Origin of the sequence: Kineosphaera limosa NBRC 100340 (assembly GCF_000298215.1) — a bacterium.
GTDB lineage: Bacteria > Actinomycetota > Actinomycetes > Actinomycetales > Dermatophilaceae > Kineosphaera > Kineosphaera limosa.
On sequence record NZ_BAHD01000004.1, the window covers coordinates 22,285 to 45,502 of the forward strand.

The 23,218-nt window shown below is 69.1% G+C and carries 15 protein-coding genes and 1 pseudogene; 7 read left to right on the forward strand and 9 right to left on the reverse strand.

Going from position 1 to position 23,218, the window contains the following annotated elements; all coding sequences use genetic code 11:
- The first annotated feature begins 69 nt into the window (after nt 1–69).
- The 4 genes and pseudogenes from KILIM_RS01170 to KILIM_RS24795 form a co-directional block, all read left to right on the forward strand.
- Nucleotides 70–1,548 carry an aldehyde dehydrogenase family protein gene (locus KILIM_RS01170; protein WP_006590769.1) on the forward strand — a complete coding sequence of 493 codons (1,479 nt, stop codon included), beginning with the start codon at nt 70–72 and terminating at the stop codon, nt 1,546–1,548.
- 7 nt (nt 1,549–1,555) lie between these two features.
- Nucleotides 1,556–2,839, forward strand: coding sequence for a CaiB/BaiF CoA transferase family protein (locus KILIM_RS01175; RefSeq protein ID WP_006590770.1), 1,284 nt, complete (start codon nt 1,556–1,558; stop codon nt 2,837–2,839).
- Between the two features lie 62 nt (nt 2,840–2,901).
- Nucleotides 2,902–3,693, forward strand: a complete 792-nt coding sequence (locus KILIM_RS01180) for an enoyl-CoA hydratase (protein ID WP_006590771.1) — start codon at nt 2,902–2,904, stop codon at nt 3,691–3,693.
- A gap of 819 nt (nt 3,694–4,512) precedes the next feature.
- Nucleotides 4,513–4,692: pseudogene (locus KILIM_RS24795) on the forward strand (IS3-like element ISAar44 family transposase); the annotation flags it as partial.
- Nucleotides 4,693–4,775: 83 nt separating this feature from the next.
- On the opposite strand, the gene KILIM_RS21930 reads toward KILIM_RS24795, so the two are convergent.
- The 5 genes from KILIM_RS21930 to KILIM_RS01210 form a co-directional block, all read right to left on the reverse strand.
- Complete coding sequence (locus KILIM_RS21930) at nt 4,776–5,066, reverse strand: integrase core domain-containing protein (protein ID WP_255247588.1); 291 nt, start codon at nt 5,064–5,066, stop codon at nt 4,776–4,778.
- A gap of 231 nt (nt 5,067–5,297) precedes the next feature.
- The gene (locus KILIM_RS25400; protein ID WP_157551382.1) at nt 5,298–5,537 is read right to left on the reverse strand and encodes a hypothetical protein; all 240 of its coding nucleotides are present in this window, start codon (nt 5,535–5,537) and stop codon (nt 5,298–5,300) included.
- A gap of 47 nt (nt 5,538–5,584) precedes the next feature.
- Entirely contained in the window at nt 5,585–6,661 is a 1,077-nt protein-coding gene (locus tag KILIM_RS01200) for an enoyl-CoA hydratase/isomerase family protein (protein ID WP_006590775.1), read from the reverse strand.
- Nucleotides 6,662–6,825: 164 nt separating this feature from the next.
- On the reverse strand, nt 6,826–8,553 hold the full coding sequence (locus KILIM_RS01205; RefSeq protein ID WP_006590776.1) for an AMP-binding protein: 1,728 nt from the start codon (nt 8,551–8,553) through the stop codon (nt 6,826–6,828).
- 539 nt (nt 8,554–9,092) lie between these two features.
- A complete protein-coding gene (locus KILIM_RS01210; RefSeq protein WP_006590777.1) occupies nt 9,093–10,328 on the reverse strand; it encodes a PQQ-dependent sugar dehydrogenase in 1,236 nt (411 codons plus the stop codon).
- A gap of 210 nt (nt 10,329–10,538) precedes the next feature.
- Between KILIM_RS01210 and rpsO the strand changes: the two genes are divergently transcribed.
- From rpsO to KILIM_RS01225, 3 genes are all read left to right on the forward strand, one after another.
- Complete coding sequence (rpsO, locus tag KILIM_RS01215; protein WP_006590778.1) at nt 10,539–10,808, forward strand: 30S ribosomal protein S15; 270 nt, start codon at nt 10,539–10,541, stop codon at nt 10,806–10,808.
- A 210-nt stretch (nt 10,809–11,018) separates the two neighbouring features.
- Entirely contained in the window at nt 11,019–13,535 is a 2,517-nt protein-coding gene (locus KILIM_RS01220; RefSeq protein ID WP_006590779.1) for a polyribonucleotide nucleotidyltransferase, read from the forward strand.
- A 450-nt stretch (nt 13,536–13,985) separates the two neighbouring features.
- Complete coding sequence (locus tag KILIM_RS01225; protein ID WP_157551383.1) at nt 13,986–14,927, forward strand: FkbM family methyltransferase; 942 nt, start codon at nt 13,986–13,988, stop codon at nt 14,925–14,927.
- A gap of 121 nt (nt 14,928–15,048) precedes the next feature.
- On the opposite strand, the gene KILIM_RS01230 is transcribed toward KILIM_RS01225, so the two are convergent.
- From KILIM_RS01230 to KILIM_RS01245, 4 genes are all read right to left on the reverse strand, one after another.
- Nucleotides 15,049–16,059: a dihydroorotate dehydrogenase-like protein gene (locus KILIM_RS01230; protein WP_006590781.1), complete on the reverse strand. Its 1,011-nt coding sequence runs from the start codon at nt 16,057–16,059 to the stop codon at nt 15,049–15,051.
- 1 nt (nt 16,060) lies between these two features.
- Complete coding sequence (gene nifJ / locus KILIM_RS01235) at nt 16,061–19,630, reverse strand: pyruvate:ferredoxin (flavodoxin) oxidoreductase (RefSeq protein WP_006590782.1); 3,570 nt, start codon at nt 19,628–19,630, stop codon at nt 16,061–16,063.
- Nucleotides 19,627–21,474, reverse strand: a complete 1,848-nt coding sequence (locus KILIM_RS01240) for an NAD(P)-binding protein (RefSeq protein ID WP_006590783.1) — start codon at nt 21,472–21,474, stop codon at nt 19,627–19,629. Before KILIM_RS01240 ends, nifJ begins: the two co-directional genes overlap by 4 nt.
- A gap of 257 nt (nt 21,475–21,731) precedes the next feature.
- Complete coding sequence (locus KILIM_RS01245; RefSeq protein ID WP_040561797.1) at nt 21,732–23,066, reverse strand: dicarboxylate/amino acid:cation symporter; 1,335 nt, start codon at nt 23,064–23,066, stop codon at nt 21,732–21,734.
- Nucleotides 23,067–23,218 lie beyond the last annotated feature (152 nt).

The following is a 23,218-nucleotide window of genomic DNA, read 5'->3' on the forward strand; positions in this document are numbered from 1 at the left end:
AACCGCACGCAACCGCAAGCAACAGCACGACGCGCCCGACCCGCACCCACGCCACGAAGGAGCACCACCATGACCACCCAGACGATCGCCCCGGAGCTCTCCGCCATCGGTGACCAGCCCATGCTGGTCGCCGGGGAGTGGATCGAGGCCAGCGACGGCGACTGGATCGATGTTGTCAGCCCTCGCGACCTCACCACGATCGGTCGCGTCCCGCGCGGTGGCCCGGAAGATGTGCAGCACGCCGTCGCTGCGGCCGCGGCTGCTTTCCCTGCCTGGCGGGACACCAAACCCCGCACACGCGGCGACCTGTTCCGTCAGATCGCCGATGCGCTGGAGCCGCAGCTCGAGCGGATCGCGCGGCTCAACTCGCTGGAGAACGGCAACGACCTCAGAACTCAGACCCGCGGGGAGGCAGCGTTCGTGGTCGACTGCTTCCGCTACTTCGGCGGGGTCGCCACGGAGATGAAGGGCGAGACCGTCCCGCTGAGCTCAGGGGTCCTCGACTACTCGCGCCGCGAGCCGTGGGGTGTGGTCGGCGCGATCGTGCCCTGGAACGCCCCCTTGATGATGGCGGCCCTGAAGATCGCCCCGGCGCTCGTCAGCGGCAACACGATGGTCCTCAAGACGGCCGAGGACGCGCCATTGGCCGTGCTGGAGGTGGCCAGGATCTGCCAGGACTTCCTCCCGGCCGGAGTGCTCAACGTCCTCACCGGCTATGGCGCCGAGGCAGGGGAGGCACTGATCAATCACCCCGACGTGGCCAAGCTGAGCTTCACCGGCTCGACTGGAGTCGGGAAGCGGATCATGAGGACGGCCGCGGACCGTGTCGTCCCGGTCTCCCTCGAGCTCGGCGGGAAGAGTCCCCAGATCGTCTTCCCAGACGCGGACCAGGACTGGGTCGTGGACGGAACCATCGCGGGGATGCGGATCTACCGCCAGGGCCAGTCCTGCACCGCAGGCTCGCGCCTGTTCGTGCACGAGGACATCCTCGACACCTACCTCGACAAGCTCACCACCAAGCTGTCTCGGCTGGTGGTCGGCGACCCGCTGGACGAGGCCACCGATATCGGCGCCGTGGTCAACCAGCGGCAGTACGACAAGATCTGCGGCTACATCGCCGACGGCATCGCCCAGCCCGGGGCGGAGCTCGCCACCGGTGGGCTCCCGGACTTCGACGGGCCGGGCCTCTACATCCGGCCGACCGTCTTCGCCAACGTGAGCAACACCTGGCGCATCGCCGCCGAGGAGATCTTCGGCCCGGTCGCCTGTGTGATCCCCTGGCGCGACGAGAAGGACGTCGTGGCCATGGCGAACGACACCCACTACGGGCTGGCCGGTTTCGTGTGGACCAAGGACATCGGCGCGGGACTCCGCACAGCGCACGCGCTCGAGGCCGGCTGGGTGCAGGTCAACCAAGGCGGTGGCCAGGTGCTCGGCCAGTCCTTCGGCGGATACAAGCAAAGCGGCCTCGGCCGCGAGTTCTCCCTCGAGGGCATGCTGGAGAGCTACACGACCCGCAAGCACATCTCGCTGAGCCTGGAGAGGTGACTCGGTCATGCAGATGCTGACGCAGACCGCCTCGGGGCCGCTTGACGGTCTGGTCGTGGTCGACCTGAGCCGGGCGCTGGCCGGACCCCATGCGGCCATGCTGCTCGGCGACCTCGGCGCCCGGGTCATCAAGGTGGAGGCGCCCGCCGGCGGCGATGAATCCCGACGCTGGGGTCCACCCTTCGTGGGTCCCGACGATGCGCGGGAGTCGACGTACTTCCTCTCGTGCAACCGGAACAAGGAGTCGGTGACCGCGGACCTGAAGTCGCCCGACGGTGTCGACCTGCTGACCCGGCTGGTGCAGGCCGCCGACGTCCTGGTCGAGAACTTCCGCCCCGGTGTGATGGACCGGCTGGGCTTCTCCCACGAACGGCTGCTCGAGCTGAACAGCCGCCTGGTCGTGCTGTCGATCACCGGCTTCGGTCACGATGGCCCCCAGGCCGGCCGACCGGGCTACGACCAGATCGCGCAGGGTGAGGCCGGGCTGATGGGCCTGACCGGCGAGGACCCGGACCACCTGGTGAAGGTGGGGGTGCCGATCGGTGACGTCCTGGCAGGCATCTACGGCGCGTACGGCGTGCTCGCGGCGCTCCAGGGCCGGGAACGCACCGGCAGGGGGGAGGTGGTGAGGACCTCGCTGCTGGCCTCCATCGTCGGGGCGCACGCGTTCCAGGGCACCCGCTACACCGTGGCCGGTGAGGTCGGTGCGGCCATCGGCAATCACCACGCGTCGATCGCGCCGTACGGGATGTTCCGTTGTGACGACGGTGCCCTCCTGCTCGCCATCGCCAACCAGGACCAGTGGGTGCGTCTGTGCGGTGTGCTCGGCACCGACGCCGAGCAGCGGGAGTTCGCGGACAACGCAGCCCGAATCGCGCACCGCGGCCGGTTGACGGCGCGGATCGAGGAAGCCCTGGCCGGCGCGCCGGTCGAGCACTGGCTCGAGCGCTTCGACGACGCCGGGCTGCCGTGCGGCAAGGTGCGGTCGCTCGATGAGGTGTACGACGACCCACAGACGGCTTCACAGGGCCTTGTCCTCGACGTCACGCACGAGTCGCTCGGCCAGATCCGGATCCCCGGCCCTGCCGTCCGCTTCGACTCCAACAGCCGCGGCGCGCACCTCGCACCACCGCGGCTGGGCCAGCACGACGCGCCCGTACGGCGTTGGCTGGACTCTCTCGAACCCTGCCATGACACCGGCGCTCTGCCCGAGCCCGGGGCGACCGTTCTCGGCACGCCGGTCGACCTGACGGCGGTCCCAGCGGAGAACGTCATCGTGCACGAGGGATGAGGCAAGTGCAGGAACAGGACCAGTTGGTCATCGATTCAGACGCCAGAGCAAAGGAGACACCTGTGAGTGAAGACGTGAACCACGAGTTCGAGACCATCCGAGTGCGCCAGGAGGGACGGGTCGCGGTCATCACACTGCACCGGCCCGAGGCGCTCAACGCCCTCAACCAGATGCTGATGCAGGAGACGGTGACCGCCGTGACCAGCTTCGACCGCGACCCCGAGGTCGGAGCGATCGTCATCACCGGCTCCGAGAAGGCCTTCGCGGCCGGGGCGGACATCAAGGAGATGGCGCCCAAGACCTCCGTCGACATGTACCTCGACGACTGGTTCGCCGCCTGGGACCGCCTCGCGCAGGCACGCAAGCCGATCATCGCCGCGGTAGCCGGCTACGCACTCGGCGGTGGCTGCGAGCTGGCCATGGCGTGCGACATCCTCATCGCCGCGGACACGGCAAAGTTCGGCCAGCCGGAGATCAAACTCGGAGTCATTCCGGGCATCGGTGGGTCCCAGCGACTGACCCGTGCCGTGGGGAAGGCAAAGGCCATGGACCTGTGCCTGACCGGTCGGACCATGGACGCCGACGAGGCCGAGCGCGCCGGCCTGGTGGCGCGCATCGTCCCGGCCGAGGAACTGCTCGCCACAGCCCTCACTGTCGCCGGGCAGATCGCAGGAATGTCGATGCCGGTCGCCATGATGGCCAAGGAGGCCGTCGACCGCTCGTACGAGACCACCCTCACCGAGGGCATCCGGTTCGAGCGCCGCCTGTTCCACTCGCTGTTCGCCTCCCAGGACCAGAAGGAGGGCATGGCCGCCTTCGTGGAGAAGCGAAGCCCCACCTTCGTGCACCGCTGAGGAAGCAGGGGCAAGGGAGCGTTAGCGCGAGTCACGAGGACCTCCAGTGAGAGGGTGGGTGTGGTACCCGCCTCCGCACTGGAGGTCCTCGCTATTCGTCTAAGCCTCGGCGTTCACAACCTGCCGGGGGAACTACACCTGGGCAGGCCGTCGCGGACTCACGACCATTCAGCGTGCTGTCCTGGCACCCCTGTGCGTCTTGCTGAGGTGAGACACCATTTTCTTGAGTTCCTTGCCTGTGCACGGGGCGGAGAAGGCAGAGACCTGAAGACGATGACGTTGGCCGACACGACCCGGATCGACGATGGGATGACCCCGAGAGGTGACCGTCCGAAACGGCGTACTTTCACTGCCGAGTACAAGATGAGGATCGTGGCCGAGTACGACGCCGCGGAGCATGGCGCGCGTAGTGCGATCCTGCGGCGGGAGGGCTTGTACTCCTCCCACGTCATCGATTGGCGCAAGGCAGCCGCGGCCGGCGCGGTCGGCGCACCGGGCCCCAGGATCGCTGAGCGTCGTGACCGGGAGATCGAGCAGCTCACGGCGCGTGCGGAGAAGGCCGAGGCCGAGCTCGCCCGGACTCGGGCGGCGTTGGACATCGTGGGAAAGCACACGCGCTCCTGGAGACGCTCTCCGAGAGCACCGGCACGCGCAAGCCGCCGCCGCGGTGGCCCGGCCGCGGGGTCCGGTTTCAGCTCTACGTCGTGCTCGACATCTTCTCCCGCTACGTCGTGGCCTGGACCGTCCAGAACGGGTGAGGACTCCCAGATCGCCATGACGATGCTCGAAGACGCGATGGGCGTCCACGGCGTCCCCGAGGCGGTCCACGCCGACCGGGGCACCTCGATGACCTCGAAACCGGTTGCCCAACTGCTGCTCGATCTCGGCGTCGACCGGTCCCACTCCCGGCCACGGGTGTCCAACGACAACCCGTTCAGCGAGGCCGCGTTCAAGACCCTGAAGTACGCGCCCGCCTTCCCCGACTCGTTCGGGTCGCTGGCCGCACCGAAACTGCCCAAGGCCGCGTGGATCAACCAGCCCTCACCGGAGGCTCTCATACAGACCGCGTAACGAGACGAGTCTCAAAACTGCTTGACATCTTCCGGAGTGCGACGCTGCGGAGCATGGCGCGCGTGGCTCTCTCTCCGAGAGCACGAGCCCGTCAGCTTCTCTGTGTAAGGCATCCGGTTAGAGGTGTAGCCGAGCGTGCTGTGCAATCGTCGGTCGTTGTACCAGTCGACCCGGCTGGCGGTGGCGTACTCGGCGTCGGCGACGTTCTGGCACGGGCCGTCATCGAAGACGGTCGTGCGGATGCACTCGGTCTTGTAGAGGCCGATCACGCCTTCCATGCGGGCGTTGGTCGTAGGCGTCAGAGACCGACCCGATCGATGGCCGGACTAGCTCGGCCGCCAGGTGGTCGGTGAAGGCGCCGAGGTGGTTTACGACCCGGCATCGTCGTGCCCGATGAGTTCACCGGGGCACGACGGGCTGTCCGTGGCGGTCGCGCTGTCACAAGGCGATCCGCAAAGTACAACGACGAACTCGGCGGCATTGGTTCTCGTGGCGTTCCAGGCCACGAACATCCGCGGCGGACCCCGCGCAGGTCAAAGGTGCCTCTTGGCCCGGTCGGCTGGCGCCGGCCGGTGCGATCCAGGGTCCACGCCGCGGTCCCGGACCGCGTCCTGGACCGCGTCCTGGACCGCGTCCTGGACCGCGGCGTCGACCTCGGCCTGCGCGACCCAGCGACGCAGAGACTCCTTGCCGACACCGACCTGCTTGGCCACCGCCTGCACGGCCGCCGTCGTCGTCGGAAACTCCGACCGATGCTCCAACACCAGACGCAACGCTCGAGCCTTCAGCTCGGCAGCAATCACCGTCGGTGGACCAGCGTTCAGCTCAGCGGGGCCCACTCGTCCTCGGGGGCGAGGGGAGCGAAGATCGCGTCGAGGACTTCGTGGCCGACGGCCGCACCGGTGCGCGGCTCCCAGATCGGTGCGTTGTCCTTGTCCACCAGTCGCGCACGGACGCCCTCGGCGAAGTCGTGGCCTGCGACCAGACGCGTCGCGAGTCGATACTCCTGCTGCATCTCGTCGGCGAAGCTGGCCATCTGCGCGCCGTCGCGGAGTTGCCGGAAGGTGACCTTGAGGCTCAGCGGTGAGGCCGAGGACAGCGTCGCGAGCTGGTCGAGTGCCCAGTCGGAGCCGTCTGCTTCCAGGGCTGCGACGATGGATTCGATGCTGTCGTGAGCAAAGAGATCGTCGATTCGGTCGCGGTTGTCGGGGACGAGTTTCTCGATGGGCGGCACATTCTCGGTGTTGAGCTCGAAGAGCACCTTCTGCAGCGCTTCTCTCGGGTCGGGCTCGTTGGCAGCGGATGCCATATGCGCGCGAGCCGCGGGGAGCGCGTGAGCCGGTAGGTAATGGGTTGCGATGCCGGCTTCAAGACAGTCGCCGGCCCTCAGTTGACTGCCGGTCAGCGCGAGCCACATGCCGATCTCGCCCGGCTTGCGGGGGAGATACCAGCCTGCGCCGACATCGGGGAAGAGCCCGATCTTGACCTCTGGCATGGCGTAGACGGTTCGCTCGGTGGCTATGCGGAAGCTAGCCGGGCTGGCCAAGCCGACCCCGCCGCCCATGGTCACCCCGTCCATCAGTGCGATGACCGGTTTGGGGTAGGAGAACAGGAGATGGTTCAGGCGGTACTCGGCGAGGAAGAAGGCACGAGCAGCGACGCCATCACCGGCCCCGCTCTGTGCGAGTAAGCGCGTGTCGCCGCCGGCGCAGAAGCCCCGGGTTCCCTCGGCGTGGTCGATGAGGACGACACGCACGTTGTCGTCCTCCCGCCAGGTCAACAGCGCCTGGATCATCGTTTCGCACATCGACGTGGTGAGCGCGTGTAGCCGGGACGGACGGTTCAGTGTGATGTGTCCGAGGCCCGCAGAGGCGGAGGTCAGAACGTCAGTGGTCATTTCATGCCTAACGGTAGTGGGCGGACCGCATTGCCACTTCGGGCTCAGCGGTGCAATAGGACGTGAATCGTGACGAACGGGGAGCCGCGAAGCCTGCTGGGCTCGACCCTCCGCCAGCGCATCGCCTCGTCGGCGGGAGGTGCTCGGTGCCCCGGAGGGCGCGCTCACTGCTCGGTCCGGGTGACGGCCGTCGTGACCATCGGCGTGGCGACCTCGGCGCGGCGCTGGTCGCGAAGCGCGAACCGTTGAATCTTGCCGCTGGCGGTCTTCGGCAACTCGGCGACGAAGTGGACGGTGCGAGGGTAGGCGTGCGCGGCGAACTTCTGCTTCACCAACTGCTGCAGATCGTTGACCAGTGCATCGGACCCGGTGACGCCGGCACGGAGCACGACGAAGGCCTCGAGCACTTCTCCGCGAAGGTCGTCGGGAACCCCCACGACCGCGGTTTCCACCACGTCCGGGTGTGAGGCGAGCACGCTTTCGACATCGAACGGTCCGATTCGGTACCCGGCCATGATGATCACATCGTCATCGCGTGAAGAGAAGCGGAGGTAGCCCTCCTCATCCGCGCTTCCGGCGTCCCCGGTGTAGTACCAGCGGCCGTCGTCGCTGAACCGTTCTGCGGTCTTGGTGGGGTTATCGGCGTACCCGGTGAACCACATCAACGGGCTGTGTAGGACGTCGACTGCAACCCGACCGACGGTGCCTGCCGGGGCGATCTCATCTGCCTCGTCACGGAGAACCTCGACAGACCACCCGGGCATCGGGTGCCCCATTGATCCGGGCCGCACTGGCGCAACGATGTCGGGGTGCCAGCCGTTGACCACACACATCCCCAGCTCGGTCTGTCCGTAGCAGTCGTGGATCGGCGCACCTAGGGTGTTCTGGGCCCAGGCCACCAAGTCCGGGTTGAGCGGCTCGCCCGCGGATGAGCACCGCCGTAGCACCAGATCGGAGGGCGCCGCCTCGGGCTCGCTGCGCATCACCCGGTACACGGTCGGGGCCGTGGTGAAGTTGGTGACCCTGAAGGTGGCCAGCATCCGATAGGTGAGCTCGGCGGAGAAGCCGGCGTGCAGCAGGATGTTCGGACGCCCGGCGGCGAGTGGCGCGATGATGCCGTAGTAGAGCCCATAGGCCCATCCCGGGTCTGCCGCATTCCAGTACACGTCGTCCGGCTCGAGGCCGATTCCGTACTCAAGGTAGGTCCGGAAGGAGGCGATGGCTCGAACTGGGATCGAGACGCCCTTCGGGGTTCCCGTGGTCCCAGAGGTGAACAAGCGGACGAACTCGGCGTCGCCGCCGACGCTGAGAGCTTTGGCGCGCGGGTCGTCCGAGCGGTGCCGGGCAAGCAGTTCCGAGAAGGTGAGCTCTGCCTTCTGGGCGCCAGGGCCGACGACGATGGTCTGCCAGAACGGTTCGGCGGGCATGTCGACTCCAGGCTGTAGCTTCACCGCTTGGTCGGCGTCGACCACAACGAGCTTGGCCCCACTGTTGTGGAGTCGGGACGCGATCGCCGGCGGCGCGAAGGCGGTGAACAGCGGAACGTGAACGGCACCCCGACGCCAGATCCCGAGAAGGGTAGCCACCAGGTCGCCGGATTTGCCCATCAGGGTTGCTACGCGGTCGCCGGGCCCGATGCCAAGCTCGGCCAGTGCGACCGCGAACCGCCGGGAGCGCTCCTGGAGGTCGCCGTAGCTCAATTCGTGGGTCGACAGGTCCGCCTCGACCACGGTGAAGGCAACCGCGTCGGCGGGGTGGGTGTCGCACAGGAGCTCGCCCAGACATGCGTCTGGGACGCCATAAGTGGCGAGCAGCTCATCGACTCGCTTGCGGGGATCATTCGTCGGGTGATCCTTCTCTCGGGTCGGGGCCGAGGTTCCGTCATGCAACACCGTGATACCTCCATGTACTTGTAGCAGTGGTCGAGACTGTGCGAGTCGGGCCTAGGCTCGCTGGCCTGTCACCAGCCTCTCTCTGCGAACATGCACATAGCAACTGGCAAAGAGGCAGATGTGCTGTGCAAATATGCACACTATGGCTCCGGCGATCACCTTCGGATCAATGAGTCGTGGCCCCGTTGGACATTGTTGGAAAGCACACGCGCCTTTGGGGAGACGCTCTCCGAGAGCACGGGCACGCCGAAGCCGCAGCTGTGATCAGCCCCGCTGTCGAGGAGTTGGCTGGGCACACGAGCATCAAGCAGGCGTGCGAGCTGCTGGGCCGTGCCCGAGGCAGTCACAACCGGGCCAAGCGGCCCAGGGCGCACGGGCCCGCGTTGAGGCGGGTCGCAGGCCGGCAGCCCACCCCGAACAGCTCGGCAACCGCCCGCCCCAGGCACCGAAGCCGCCAAGGGCCGCGTGGATCAACCAGCCCTCACCGGAGGCCCTCGGGCCTCGGCTCCCGCGCCATCGATCTGGCAGCTGAACCCCGCTCAGGCCTTGGGGGTCAGCTTGAGGATTTGGCCGTTGTTGCCGTCGGTGAGTGCCCAGATGGCACCGTCGGGGCCTTGCTCGAGCTCGCGGATGCGCTGACCCATGTCCCACTCGTTGGCTTTGGTGGCCTGCGTGCCCTCGAGCTGCACCCGCGAGATCGACTGGCCCGACAGGCCTCCGATGAGCGCGTCGCCCTGCCAGTCGGCGAACTGCTCGCCGGTGTAGATGAGCAGGTTGCCGGGGGAGATGGCCGGCACCCAGTAGGCGGCCGGTGGGGTAAAGCCGTCGCCGTCGGCGTGGTCGGGGATGTCCTGACCGGAGTAGTGCCGGCCCTGGGAGGCGCTCGGCCAGCCGTAGTTCTGGCCCTGGGTGATGAGGTTGAGTTCGTCGCCGCCGCGCGGTCCCATCTCGGTGGACCACAGGTTGCCGTCGGGGTCGAAGGCGATGCCGAGGGGGTTGCGGTGCCCGTAGCTCCAGATCTGCGCGCTGACCCCGCCGCGGTCGGCGAACGGATTGCCCTGTGCGGGGCTGCCGTCGGGGTTGAGCCGCACGATCGTGCCGAGGGTGTTGCCCAGGTCTTGGGCCGGGTCGAGCTTCTGCCGGTCACCGGAGGTCACGAACAGGTGCTGGCCGTCGGGGCTGAACGCCATGCGGTGCCCGTAGTGGCCGTTGCCGCTGTCCTTCGGCTCCTGGCGCCAGATCACCTCCAGGCCCTCGAGCGCCGAGCTGTCGGCGGCCAGGGTGGCGCGCCCGACCGCGGCCCCGCTGCCACCGTCTCCGGACTCGGCCCAGCTCAGGTAGACGTGCCGGCTCTGCTCGAAGTCGGGAGCCAGCACCACGTCCCCCAGCCCGCCCTGCCCGGCGTGCACCACCTGCGGGGTGCCGGTCACGGTGCTGTTCTGACCGGTCGCGGGGTCGAAATGCGCCAGAGTGCCGCTGCGTTGGGTGATGAGCGCGGTGCCGTCGGGCAAGAACGTCATGGCCCACGGCTCGGAGATGCTCGCGACCTCCTCGATCACGAACGGGTCGTCCGGGTCGGCGGGACCGGAGCGGGGCTGGTCCGTCTGGCCGGGGGTCGCCGGGGTCGCCGGGGCCGCCGCGCCGGGGGTGCCGGGCGCTGCCTCGCCACCGGTGCCGCCGTCGGCGCAACCGGCGACGGCGCCCAGGGCACCGAGAGCGGCGACGGCGATCAGGGCTCGGGGCGTGCGCAGCGAGGTCGTCGTTCGAGGTGACATGTCACCACGCTACGGGGCGGGCCTGAAAGACCCCTCACAACGACCTCCCGGCACGCTCCCAGTTGGGCGCCGATCCTGCCGATTAGGGCTGCCGTGGCACCCGCTGGTAGCCTTGCTGATTGCCGTGTTCCGGCCGCGGATTGAGAGCGCCTGGGGGAGTCGCCCCCGGAGCACCGCGCAACGAGAACCCCTAGAAGGAGTGTCTGCCCCGTGCCCCTGGATGCCCAGACCAAGCAGAAGATCATGTCCGAGTACGCCACCGCAGAGGGCGACACCGGCTCGCCCGAGGTGCAGGTCGCGCTGCTGACGCAGCGGATCAAGGACCTCACCGAGCACGCTCGGGAGCACAAGCACGACCACCACAGCCGCCGCGGGCTGCTGCTGCTCGTCGGCCAGCGCAAGCGCCTCCTGCGCTACCTGGAGACGACGGACATCGAGCGCTACCGTTCGCTCATCAAGCGACTGGGTCTGCGTCGCTGATCACGACACCGCATGCGAGGGCGGTTCCCGCGAAGGGAACCGCCCTCCGCGCATGTCACGACACAGTTTTCCGCCCCTCGCGCCACGCGCCGGGGGAGGGAGCCCGGGGTTGAGCCCGGGCGTCGGGGCCAGCGCGCCTCGACACCACGAAGGAAAGGCACGTGCACAACGACGATGTGCGTAGCTGAGTTTGAGAGAAAAGGAGGACCCATGGAGGGTCCAGACATCACCGTCGCCGAAGCCGTCATCGACAACGGTCGCTTCGGCACCCGCACGGTCCGGTTCGAGACCGGGCGCCTGGCCAAGCAGGCGGGTGGCGCCGTCATGGCCTACCTGGATGACGACACCGCACTGCTGTCGACGACGACCGCCGGCAAGCACCCGCGCGAGGGCTTCGACTTCTTCCCCCTGACCGTCGACGTCGAGGAGCGCATGTACGCCGCGGGCAAGATCCCCGGCAGCTTCTTCCGTCGCGAGGGCCGTCCGAGCACGGACGCGATCCTCACCTGCCGGCTCATCGACCGGCCCCTGCGCCCGACCTTCACCAAAGGCCTGCGCAACGAGGTTCAGGTCGTCATCACGGTCCTGAGCCTCAACCCCGACCACCAGTACGACGTGCTCGCCATCAACGCCGCGAGCGCCTCGACCCAAATTTCCGGCCTGCCGTTCTCCGGCCCGATCGGCGGCGTTCGCGTCAGCCTCATCGACGGCCAGTGGGTCGCCTTCCCGAACTTCTCCGACATCGAGCGCTCGGTGTTCGACATGGTCGTCGCCGGCCGCGTGGTCACCGCCGCCGACGGCAGCGAAGACGTCGCGATCATGATGGTCGAGGCCGAGTCCACCGACTCCACCTGGGACCTGGTCAAAAACCAGGGCAAGGACGCCCCCACCGAGGACGTCGTGGCCCAGGGCCTCGAGGCCTCCAAGAAGTTCATCGCGGCCCTGTGCAAGGCGCAGGCCGAGCTCGCGGCCACGGCCGCCAAGCCCGTGCAGGAGTTCCCGCTGTTCCTGGACTACCAGGACGACGCGCTGGCCGCCGTCTCGGACGCCGCGACCGGCAAACTGCGCGAGCTGCTCTCGATCGCCGGCAAGGCCGAGCGCGAGGACGCACTCGACGCCTTCAAGGACGAGCTGAAGGCCGACCTGGCCGGCGAAGGCAAGCCCTTCGAGGGTCGCGAGAAGGAGATCTCCGCGGCCTACCGCTCGGTGCAGAAGCAACTGGTGCGCGAGCGCATCCTCACCGACAAGGTGCGTATCGACGGCCGCGGCCTGGCCGACATCCGGGCTCTGGGTGCCGAGGTCGAGGTGCTCCCGCGGGTGCACGGTTCGGCGATCTTCGAGCGCGGCGAGACCCAGATCATGGGCGTCACCACGCTGAACATGCTGCGCATGGAGCAGCAGCTCGACACGCTGTCTCCGGTGACGCGCAAGCGCTACATGCACAACTACAACTTCCCGCCGTACTCCACCGGTGAGACCGGCCGCGTGGGCTCGCCCAAGCGCCGCGAGATCGGCCACGGCGCGCTCGCCGAGCGGGCGCTCATGCCGGTGCTGCCGACCCGCGAGGAGTTCCCCTACGCCATCCGGCAGGTCTCCGAGGCGCTCGGTTCCAACGGGTCGACCTCCATGGGTTCGGTGTGTGCCTCGACCCTGTCGCTGCTCAACGCCGGTGTGCCGCTGCGCGCCCCGGTCGCGGGCATCGCGATGGGCCTGGTGTCCGCCGACATCGATGGTCAGACGCAGTATGCGGCGCTGACCGACATCCTCGGCGCCGAGGACGCGTTCGGTGACATGGACTTCAAGGTCGCCGGCACCCGCGAGTTCGTCACCGCCATCCAGCTCGACACCAAGCTCGACGGCATCCCGGCCACTGTGCTGGCCGGCGCGCTGACGCAGGCGCGCGACGCGCGGCTGCACATCCTCGACGTCATGAACGAGGCGATCGACGCCCCCGACGAGATGTCGGTCTACGCCCCGCGCGTCATCAGCGTGCAGGTGCCCGTCGACAAGATCGGTGAGGTCATCGGCCCGAAGGGCAAGATGATCAACCAGATCCAGGAGGAGACCGGCGCCGACATCTCGATCGAGGACGACGGCACCGTCTACATCGGCGCGACCGACGGACCCTCGGCCGAGGCCGCCCGTGCGCAGATCAACGCGATCGCCAACCCGACGATGCCGGAGGTCGGCGAGCGCTTCCTCGGCACCGTCGTCAAGACGACGACGTTCGGCGCGTTCGTGTCGCTGCTGCCCGGCAAGGACGGCCTGCTGCACATCTCCGAGGTGCGCAAGCTCGTCGGCGGCAAGCGCATCGACTCCGTCGACGACGTGCTCAAGATCGGCCAGAAGGTGCAGGTCGAGCTCAAGGAGATCGACCCGCGCGGCAAGCTGAGCCTGGCCGCCGTGCTGCCCGAGGGCGAGTCCGGCGCCTCGGCCGAGCCCGAGGCCGAGGCTCCCGCCGAGCGGGCGCCGCGCGCCGAGCGCAGCGACCGTGGTGAGCGCGGTGGTGAGCGCGGTGGTGAGCGTGGTGGCGACCGTAGCGACAGCGGCGAAGAGCGGGAGGGTCGCGGCGAGCGTTCGCGCGGCCGCAACCGTCGCCGCGGCGGGCGTCGCGGCGGTGGCGAGGAGTCGGGCGCCGAGACCGGCACCGAGACCCCCGAGTCCGACGCGCTCGTGCAGGCTCACGGCGACGACCAGGCCGCCCTGGCGACCAGCGAAGACGCCTGAGTCACTAGCTGATCCAGCGCGAAGGCGGGCCTGCATCCCATTCGGGGTGCAGGCCCGCCTCGTTTGGCGTCTGGGGCCCGTCGGGCGCCCGCGGCAAAATGTGTTTGTGGTGAACTAATTACATGGTCGGCCCGGTGGCGTTTCCGTCGGGTCTCTGACCTGCGGCGCAGCGAAAGGGGTCGCTCGCCGTCGGGGGGCATGTCATTAGTTCGCCACAAACCCAAAACGGCCGAGGGCTCTGCGGGCCTCGCCGATCGCCATGCTCTGGTAGCAGCTAGGCCGCGGCGCGAGTCAACCTGTGGGGCGGTGGCGGCGGGTAGCGTGACCGGGATGAACGTGAACCGCCTCAGGGGGATGGCGGTGGCCTCGGGTCGCCGGACGTTTCGCGCGCTACCGATTCGGTACCGGAGCAGGCTGCGGACGCTCACGGAACAGCGCCTGGGGAGCAAGGTGGAGCTGCGTCGCGTCGCGCTGACCCAGCAGGCGCCCGTCGGGTTGCGGCCCGCGTTGGCGCCGGTCGTCATCGAGGCGCCCGATGAGCTGTTCATCCCCAAGGCGCTCATCAAGCGCGGGCTCGTCGGCTACGAACCCTTCGCGCTCGAGACGTTTTTGGCCGTCCTGGAGGCGGCAGGCCCGGGCGCGGTGCTCGACATCGGCGGCAACGTCGGGCTGTACGGGCTGCTCGCCTGTGCGCACGGCGGCCGGGAGGTGCACTCCTTCGAGCCCACCCCGCTGGTGGCGGCCGCCGCGCGCCGATCGGCCGCGGTCAGCGACCTGCGGCTGCACGTCCACGAGGTCGCCGTCGGCGACGGGGTCGGGCCGGCCACGCTCTACATCTCCGACACCTCGGACGCGTCGAACTCGCTCAACCCGACGTTCCGGCGTCACGTGCAGGAGGTCGTGGTCCCCGGCACCACGGTGGACGCATTCGTGGCCAAGCGCCGGATCGCCCCGGCGGTCATCAAGATCGACACCGAGTCGACCGAGGCCGCCGTGCTGCGCGGCGCCCGCACCACCATCGAACGCCACCGCCCCTGGATCCTGCTCGAAGTCCTGCCGGCCCGCAGCCGGGGCGGTGAGCTCGACGCGGCGATGACCGATCTCGGGTACAGCTACTACCCGCTTCGCTCCGCCGGCCGCATCGAACCGGTCGAGCACATCGAGGGAGCCGCCGGCGGCGCCGACATGTACCTGCTCTCCCCGCGGCCGATGCGCTGGCCCGACTGGCAGCGCGTCGAGGGCTGGCGCCAGGCACTGACCGGAGTCACGGTGACACACGAACACGTCGACGTCGCCGCCCGCCTTCTGGACGACGTGCTCGTCACTGCCTGCCGCACCGGGGCGTCGCAGCCAGCGGCCGCCGCCCCGGCGCGCCATCCCACCCCGGCGTAGCACCACCCCCACCACATCGCCGAAGGTCATACCTTCCGGCGAACTTCAGAGTTCCTTCTATGGCTCTGGCCGGAAAGTAGGACTCTCGGGAAAGGGGTGCGCCATTCGGGAAGGGCGCGAGCTAGAGGCGGCCGTAGACGTTCTTGGCCTTCTCCAGGGCGGAAACGTAGCCGGCGCGCTCGTAGGCATTGGCGTCGACATCGGTGGGCACCGCGAGCAGGCCGCGTGCGGCGTCCAGAGAAGCGAAGTTCTTGCGGGCCAGCCACGTCTCCAGACCGTTGAGCAGCGCGCGGGTGTGGTCGGGGCCGTGGCGCAGCAGCGACGACGTGGTCATCGCGACATCGGCGCCGGCCAGCAGGTAGCGCACCACGTCCTCCCACGTCTCCACGCCGCTGGTGCCGGCCAGGCTTGCCTGCACCCGCCCGCGCAGCGCCGCGATCCAGGTGCGCGGCAGCCGGCCGTCGTTGGGTGTCGACAGGTACACCCCGGAGGAGGTCTCCACGGCCTCCACATCGACCTCCGGCTGGAGGAAGCGGTTGAACAACACGAGCCCGTCGGCGCCCGCCTCGTCGAGGCAGACCGCCAGCTGCCCGATCGAGCTGAGGTAGGGCGACATCTTGACCGCCACCGGGATCGAGACGACGTCTTTGACCGCGGTGAGGATCTCGATGTGCCGCTCCTCGACCTCGCGGCCGCTAGTCGTCACGTCGCCCGGCACGAGGTAGATGTTCAGCTCGATCGCGTAGGCGCCCGCGTCCTGCATGCGCCGCGCGAAGTCCGTCCAGCCGCCCGCGTTCGACCCGTTGAGGCTCGCGATGATCGGCACATCGACCGCGCTGACCGAACGCTCCAGCAGGTTCAGGTAGCGGTAGCTCAGTCCGCTGGCGCTCGCGCTGGGCGTCGGGAAGTACGACAGCGACTCGGCGAACGACTCCGACCCCAGCTCCTCGAGGAGCGCGTCCTTGGCCGCCTCGTGCCGCAGCTGCTCCTCGAAGAGCGAGTAGAGCACGATGGCGCCCACTCCGCCGTCAGCCAGCGCGCGCACGCCGTCGAGGTTCTGCTGCAGCGGGCCCGCCGAGGCCACCACCGGATTACGCAGGGTCAGCCCGAGATACTGGGTGCTCAGGTCCATGTCATTGCTCCCTTCGGCCGTCGGCTGCAAACTCGCGCGCCCCACGCGAGGCCAGATCTTCGTACTCCTGCCAGCGCCGGTCGACCTGCGCCTGGGCCAACTCCAGCAGCCGCTCCGCCTCCGCCGGATCCGAGACGTTGAGCATGCGGAACCGCAGCTCGCCATCGTGGTAGTCGCGCAGCGTCAGCCGCGGTCGCGGGCTGTCCAGCAAGAACGGGTTACCGCCGACGGCGCGGATCACCGGGTTGTACCGCATGAGCGGCCAGTGCCCGCTGTTGACGGCCTTGTACTGCTGCTCCATGCCCTTGCGCATGTCGATGCCGTGGGCGATGCAGTGGCTGTAGGCGATGATGAGGCTCGGCCCGTCGTAGGCCTCCGCCTCGCGGAACGCCGTCAGCGTCTGCTGCGCATCGGCCCCCATGGCCACCCGCGCCACGTACACGTGCCCGTACGCGGTGGCCTGCAGCGCCAGGTCCTTCTTGTTCGTCGTCTTGCCGGCCGCGGCGAACTTGGCCACCGCGCCGAGCGGCGTCGACTTGCTCGACTGGCCGCCGGTGTTGGAGTACACCTCGGTGTCCATGACCAGCACGTTGACGTTGCGCCCCGTGGCCAGCACGTGGTCCAAGCCGCCGGACCCGATGTCGTAGGCCCACCCGTCACCGCCGACGATCCACACGCTGCGGCGCACGAGGTGATCGGCGACGCTGCGCAGGTCGTCGTACTCTGGACCCTCGCGGCCGGCCAGCAACTCGCCGAGCCGGCCCACCCGCGCCTGCTGCGCGAGCACCTGCGACTCGTGCGCTTGCGGCGCGGCGAGGATCTCGTCGACCAGTTCCGCGTCGAGGTCGTCTCGCAACGCCAGCAGACGCTGCCGAGCCAGGTCGGTCTGCAGGTCCGCCGCCAGGCGCATGCCGAGGCCGAACTCGGCGTTGTCCTCGAAAAGGCTGTTGCTCCACGCCGGCCCGCGACCCTGCGCGTTGGTGGTCCACGGCGTCGTCGGCAGGTTGCCGCCGTAGATCGAGCTGCAGCCGGTCGCGTTGGCGACCATCGCCCGGTCGCCGAACAGTTGCGTGAGCAGCTTGACGTAGGGCGTCTCACCGCAGCCGGAGCAGGCGCCGGAGAACTCGAACAGCGGCTCCAGGTACTGGATGCCGCGGACCGTGCCGAAGTCGACCTTGGCCCGCGTGTTCACCGGGATCGTCTCGAAGAACGCGACGTTGTTGCGGGTCGGCTCGCGGTCGCGCACCGTCTCCAGGTTGATCGCCCGGCGGTTCGGCATGCCCAGCGGCTTGACCGGGCAGGCCTCCACACACAGCCCGCAGCCGGTGCAGTCCTCGGCGTACACCTGCAGGGTGAAGTGCTCGTTGGGGATGCCCGCCGCGTTCAGCGGCGCCTCGTCGAACGACTCCGGCGACCCCTCCAGATGCTTGGTGCGGTAGCGCTTGCTGCGGATCACACCGTGCGGGCAGACCATCGCGCAGTTGCCGCACTGGATGCACGCGTCCTTGTCCCACACCGCGACGATCTCGGAGATGTTGCGCTTCTCGTACGCCGTCGTGCCGCTGGGGTACGTGCCGTCGACCGGCAGCGCGCTGACCGGCAGGTCGTCGCCGCGGCCCGCGAGCATTTCCGCGGTCACGGTGCGCACGAACTCCGGCGCGTCCGCCGGCACCGGCGGGATGAGGTCGTGCCCCGAGCTGACCTGATCCGGGGTTTCGATGCGGTGCAGGTGTTCGACCGCGTGGTCGACCGCCGTGTGGTTGCGCTCCACGATCTGGGCGCTCTTGCGTGCGTAGGTCTTGGTGATCGCCTCTTTGACGGCGGCGATGGCAGCCTCCTGCGGCATCACCCCGGAGATCGCGAAGAAGCACGTCTGGAGCACCGTGTTCGTGCGGTTGCCCAGCCCGCTGGCGCGTGCCACGGCCGTCGCGTCGATCGCGTACAGCTTGATGCCGAGCTTGATGATCCTCTCTTGGAGGGGGCGCGGCAGCGCGTCCCACACTTCGTCGGCGGGCCGGGGACAGTTGATGAGCAGCGTCGTGCCCGGCTTGGCGAACTCCAGGATGTCGACCCGCTCCAGGATCGACATGTGGTGGCAGCCGATGAAGTCGGCGGCGCCGATGAGGTACGGGGCGTGCAGGGGGCTCGGGCCGAACCGCAGGTGCGAGACCGTGCGCGAGCCCGACTTCTTGGAGTCGTAGACGAAGTAGCCCTGCGCGTAGGCCTCCGGGCGCGACCCGAGGATCTTGATCGTGTTCTTGTTCGCCCCGACCGTGCCGTCCGACCCCAGGCCGTAGAAGACCGCGCCGACGGTGCCTTCGGGAAGCACGTTGAGATCGTCGCCGACGTCCAGCGACAGGTGCGTGACGTCGTCGTTGATGCCGACCGTGAACCGCGGCTGCGGGTCGTCGGCGGCCAACTCGGCGAACACGGCCGCCGCCTGCGCCGGCGTGAAGTCCTTGCTGGAGATGCCGTAGCGGCCGCCGATGATCACCGGAGCGTGCTCGCGGCGGCCGCGGGCGAACTCCTCACCCAGCGCCGAGGAGACGTCGAGGAACAACGGCTCGCCACCGGCTCCGGGCTCCTTGGTGCGGTCCAGCACCGCGATCTGGCGGGCCGTGTCAGGCAGCTTGGCGAGAAACTCGGTTGTGGGGAACGGCCGGTACAAGCGCAGCCGGATGACCCCGACCTGCTCGCCTTGTGCCACGAGGTGACGACATGTCTCCTCGACCACCTCGGCACCCGAGCCCATGACGACGACGACCCGCTGCGCCTCCGGGGAGCCGGTGTAGCTGACGATCTCGTAGCCGCGGCCGGTGAGCGCCTCGAACTGCGCCATCGCCTGCGTGACGATGCCCGGCACCGCGGTGTAGAAGCGGTTGGCGGTCTCGCGAGACTGGAAGTGGGTGTCCGGGTTCTGCGCCGTGCCGCGGATGAACGGGTTCTCCGGAGACAGCGCGCGGGCCCGGTGCTCGCGCAGCAGCTGGGTCGGCACGTACTCGCGCAGCTGGTCGTCGCTGATGAGGTCGAGGGTGTTGAGCTCGTGGCTGGTGCGGAAGCCGTCGAAGAAGTGCAGGAACGGCACGCGCGAACACAGGCTCGCGAGTTGGGCGACGGCGGCCAGGTCGTGGGCCTCCTGCACGGAGGCGGAGGCGAGCAGCGCGAAGCCGGTCTGGCGCACCGCCATGACGTCTTGGTGGTCGCCGAAGATCGACAGGCCCTGGGTGGCGATCGTGCGGGCCGCGACATGGAAGACGGTGCTCGTCAGCTCGCCGGCGATCTTGTACATGTTCGGGATCATCAGCAGCAGGCCCTGGCTGGCCGTGAACGTCGTGCTCAACGCCCCGCCCTGCAGGGCGCCGTGCATGGCGCCGGCCGCGCCGCCCTCGGACTGCATCTCCATGACCGTCGGGACCGTGCCCCACACGTTGGGCATGTCGCGCGCCGCCCACTCGTCGGCCAGCTCTGCCATCGTCGAGCTCGGGGTGATCGGGTAGATGCTGCACAACTCGTTGAGCCGGTAGGCCACCGACGCCGCGGCGCCGTTGCCGTCCATGATCGCCCGGGTCATCGGCGCTGTCCTGTCTGCGAGGTGTTGGCCGGGGCATCGGGGTGTACCGGCTCGTCGAGGTTCTCGGGCAGGCCCGGTACGTCCATCCGCTCGCCGGCGGCCACCGCGAAGCGGGAGGCGGCCACGACGGCGGCCTCGATGCCTGCGCCGCCGCCGGGTGTGATGGCACCCGGGGGAGTCAACGGTCGATCCGGATGGCCGTCGACGACCATGTCGATCGCGTGCACGGGGCACTGTTCGTAGCACGTGCCGCAGCCCGTGCACTTGTCGTAGTCGTAGCGGTACCGGAAGCCCTTGCCGAGCTTGATGATGGCGTCCTCCGGGCAGGAGCCCAGGCAGCCGTCGCACTCGATGCAGTTGCCGCAGCTCAGGCAGCGCCACGCCTCCGCGGTGGCCTCGTCGGTGTCGAAGCCGCCCACGACCTCCTCGAAGGCCGCGGTGCGGGCGGCCGGGTCGAGCTCGGGCTGGGCGCCCCGCTTGTGATCGCCGAAGTACCACAGGTGCAGCTCGTCGAGCTCCACGACCGGGTGCTTGGGCCGCTCCGGCACCGGTACCGAGCGCAGCCACGCGTCGATGGTGCGGGCCGCCTTCTTGCCGTGCCCGACACCCACCGTCACCGTCCGCTCCGAGGGCACCGCGTCGCCGCCGGCGAACAGGCCCGGGACGTCGGTCATCAGCGTCCGGGTGTCGACCTGCACGACGTCACCGTCGAAGCGCAGGCCGGGGATCGTGTGCATGAAGGCCGTGTCCGCCTCCTGGCCCAACGCCAGGATGACCGTGTCGGCCTCGAGCTTCTCGAAACGCCCGGTGCCGCGCGGCTTGCCGTCGTCGTCGAGCTCCATGATCTCGACCGTCAGGTCGTCGTCGACGTCGGTGATCGTGCGCAGCCAGTTCATCGTGATGCCCTCGCGCTCGGCGTCGGCGGCCTCCTCGGCGTGCGCCGGCATCTGGTCGCGGGTGCGGCGATAGACGACCATGCTCTCTTCCACGCCCAGTCGCTTGGCCACGCGCGCCGCGTCCATCGCCGTGTTGCCGCCGCCGTAGACCGCGACCCGGCGGCCCAGCACCGGGCGCTCGCCCGAGGCGACATCACGCAGGAAGCTCACCGCGTCGACCACCTTGCCGGCGTCGCGCGCGGGGATGTCGACCCGCTTGGACAGGTGTGCCCCCACCGCGACGAAGACCGCGTCGAAGCCGCCCTCGCGCTGCTCCGCGAGCAGGTCGGTGACGTTGTGCTCGGTGACGATGCGCACCCCGAGGTCGACCAGCCGGCCGATCTCGGCGTCGAGCACGTCGCGCGGCAGCCGATACTCCGGGATGCCGTAGCGCATCATGCCGCCCGGTTGCCGGGAGGCGTCGTGGATCTCGACGTCGTGCCCGCGGCGGCGCAGGTGATAGGCCGCCGACAGGCCGCTGGGGCCGGCGCCGACGATCAGCACCCGGTAGCCGCTCTCCTGCGCGGGCGGGACGAACGACCAGCTCTGCTCGATGGCCGTGTCGCCCAGGAAGCGCTCGACCCCGTGGATGGAGATCGCGGAGTCGAGGCCGGCGCGATTGCAGGCGGTCTCGCACGGGTGGTAGCAGACGCGGCCGTGGATGGCCGGGAACGGATTGTCCTGGGTCAGCTGGCGCCAGGCGGCCTGCGGGTCGCCGGCCTTGATGAGCCGCAACCACTCCTGGATGTTCTCGCCCGCGGGGCAGCCCGCATTACATGGCGGTAAGAGGTCGACGTAGACGGGCATCCGATTTCGTACCGGCGCGACCCGCCCGGCGGATGACGCCAGATCGGGTAACCGGGTGACGTCTCGGGCAGGTGCGCTGATCGTTGGGTCGGAGTCGACCATTCGTCATCCTCGCTCGTCGTTGATGTCGAAGAAGGCGGTCCAGGGTGCCTGGACCCTGGCGTGAACCTAACTGGGGGGTGGTGTGATCGGCAGGGACCAATGACCCGCGTTCACCCTCGGCAGGCCGTCGGCGGCGACCTACAACGAGGTGCTCCAGTTTTTCATCAACATCGCCGCTTCTTCATCAACATCGCCGTGCTTCTGCCGCTGACCCTGGTCGGTCTGCGCCGGCATCGTCGGCTGCGTGGCGGGGTCGGTCAGTGCGCGGCGACCGGCTCGCGGGTCTCGACGCGGCTGGGCTCGGCGTCGGGCTCCTGGGTCAGCTCCACCGGGCGGGCGTTGTAGACGTCGCGGTCGAGGATCCCCTGGCGGGCGGCGACGAGCGTCGTCATCGCGGCCTGACCGGCGACGTTCGTCGCGGTGCGCATCATGTCGAGGATCGGGTCGATCGCCAGAAGCAGGCCGGCGCCGGCCAGCGGCAGGCCGAGCGTGCTCAGCGTGAGCGTCAGCATGACGATCGCGCCGGTGAGCCCCGCGGTGGCGGCGGATCCCACGACCGAGACGAAGGCGATGAGCACGTAGTCACCGATCGACAGCGGCACCCCGAAGATCTGCGCGACGAAGATCGCGGCGAGGGCCGGGTAGACCGCGGCGCAGCCGTCCATCTTCGACGTCGCGCCGAAGGGAATCGCGAAGGAGGCGTACTCGCGCGGCACCCCGAGGCGCTCGATCGCCACACGCTGCGTCAGCGGCATCGTGCCGACCGAGGAGCGTGAGACGAAGGCGAGCTGGATCGCCGGCCACGCGCCGGCGAAGAAGCGCATCGGGTTGAGCCGGCCGAAGACCGACAGGAGCAGCGGGTAGACGAGGAACATCACGATGGCGCAGCCGACGTAGACGTCGATGGTGAAGGTCGCGAGCGGCGCGAGGAGGTCCCAGCCGTACTGCGCGACGGCGGCGCCGATGAGGCCGAGCGTGCCGATCGGCGCGAGGCGGATGACCCACCACAGCGCCTTCTGGGTGATCTCCAGGAGGGCGGCGTTGACGGCGAGGAAGGGCTCGGCCTTTGCGCCCAGGCGCATCGCGGCGAAGCCGACGACGACGGCGAGGAAGACGATCTGCAGCACGTTGCCCTCGACGAACGCCTCGACGGGGTTCGTCGGGACGATGCCGACGAGGAAGTCGGTCCAGCCGCCCTGCTTCTGCGGGGCCTGGGCGCCGGCGACGTCGAGCGAGACGCCCTGGCCGGGATTCGTCAGCAGGCCGAGGCCGATGCCGATGCCGACGGCGATGAGCCCGCTCAGGGCGAACCAGCCGAGCGTCGCTGCGGCGAGGCGGGCGGCGTTCTTCAGGTGCGCCAGCTGGACGATGCTCGCGACGATCGCGGTGAAGACCAGGGGCGGCACGGCGAGCTTGAGCAGCTGCACGAAGAGCGACCCGACGGTGTCGAGGGTGCCGGTGAGCCAGTCGAGCTGGGCCGCCCGAGCGAGGAAGCCCAGGGCCAGCCCGAGGACGAGCGCCAAGAGGATCTGGGCCCCGAAGGACGGCAACGGAATCCGCCGACGAGAAGGAGGCGGGGTGGTAGCGGTCATGACAAAGCTCCGGTCGATGCGACATTGGGGATGACGGGCACAACCAGCGACCCGCGCGATCTCTTCCCGGGGCGCTCCCAGGTACTTCTGACGCCCGTCTCAGCGTGTCGTCCCTCTCGTGAGTGCCGTCCGTGCGACCGACCTGGGCGGTT

What these genes read in the sequence shown, in the direction of transcription:
- KILIM_RS01170 (WP_006590769.1), top strand. Translation starts at nt 70, where the DNA reads ATGACCACCCAGACGATCGCCCCGGAGCTCTCCGCCATCGGTGACCAG.
- KILIM_RS01175 (WP_006590770.1), top strand. Translation starts at nt 1,556, where the DNA reads ATGCAGATGCTGACGCAGACCGCCTCGGGGCCGCTTGACGGTCTGGTC.
- KILIM_RS01200 (WP_006590775.1), bottom strand. Translation starts at nt 6,661, where the DNA reads ATGACCACTGACGTTCTGACCTCCGCCTCTGCGGGCCTCGGACACATC.
- KILIM_RS01210 (WP_006590777.1), bottom strand. Translation starts at nt 10,328, where the DNA reads ATGTCACCTCGAACGACGACCTCGCTGCGCACGCCCCGAGCCCTGATC.
- KILIM_RS01220 (WP_006590779.1), top strand. Translation starts at nt 11,019, where the DNA reads ATGGAGGGTCCAGACATCACCGTCGCCGAAGCCGTCATCGACAACGGT.
- KILIM_RS01230 (WP_006590781.1), bottom strand. Translation starts at nt 16,059, where the DNA reads ATGGACCTGAGCACCCAGTATCTCGGGCTGACCCTGCGTAATCCGGTG.
- nifJ (WP_006590782.1), bottom strand. Translation starts at nt 19,630, where the DNA reads ATGACCCGGGCGATCATGGACGGCAACGGCGCCGCGGCGTCGGTGGCC.
- KILIM_RS01240 (WP_006590783.1), bottom strand. Translation starts at nt 21,474, where the DNA reads ATGGTCGACTCCGACCCAACGATCAGCGCACCTGCCCGAGACGTCACC.
- KILIM_RS01245 (WP_040561797.1), bottom strand. Translation starts at nt 23,066, where the DNA reads ATGACCGCTACCACCCCGCCTCCTTCTCGTCGGCGGATTCCGTTGCCG.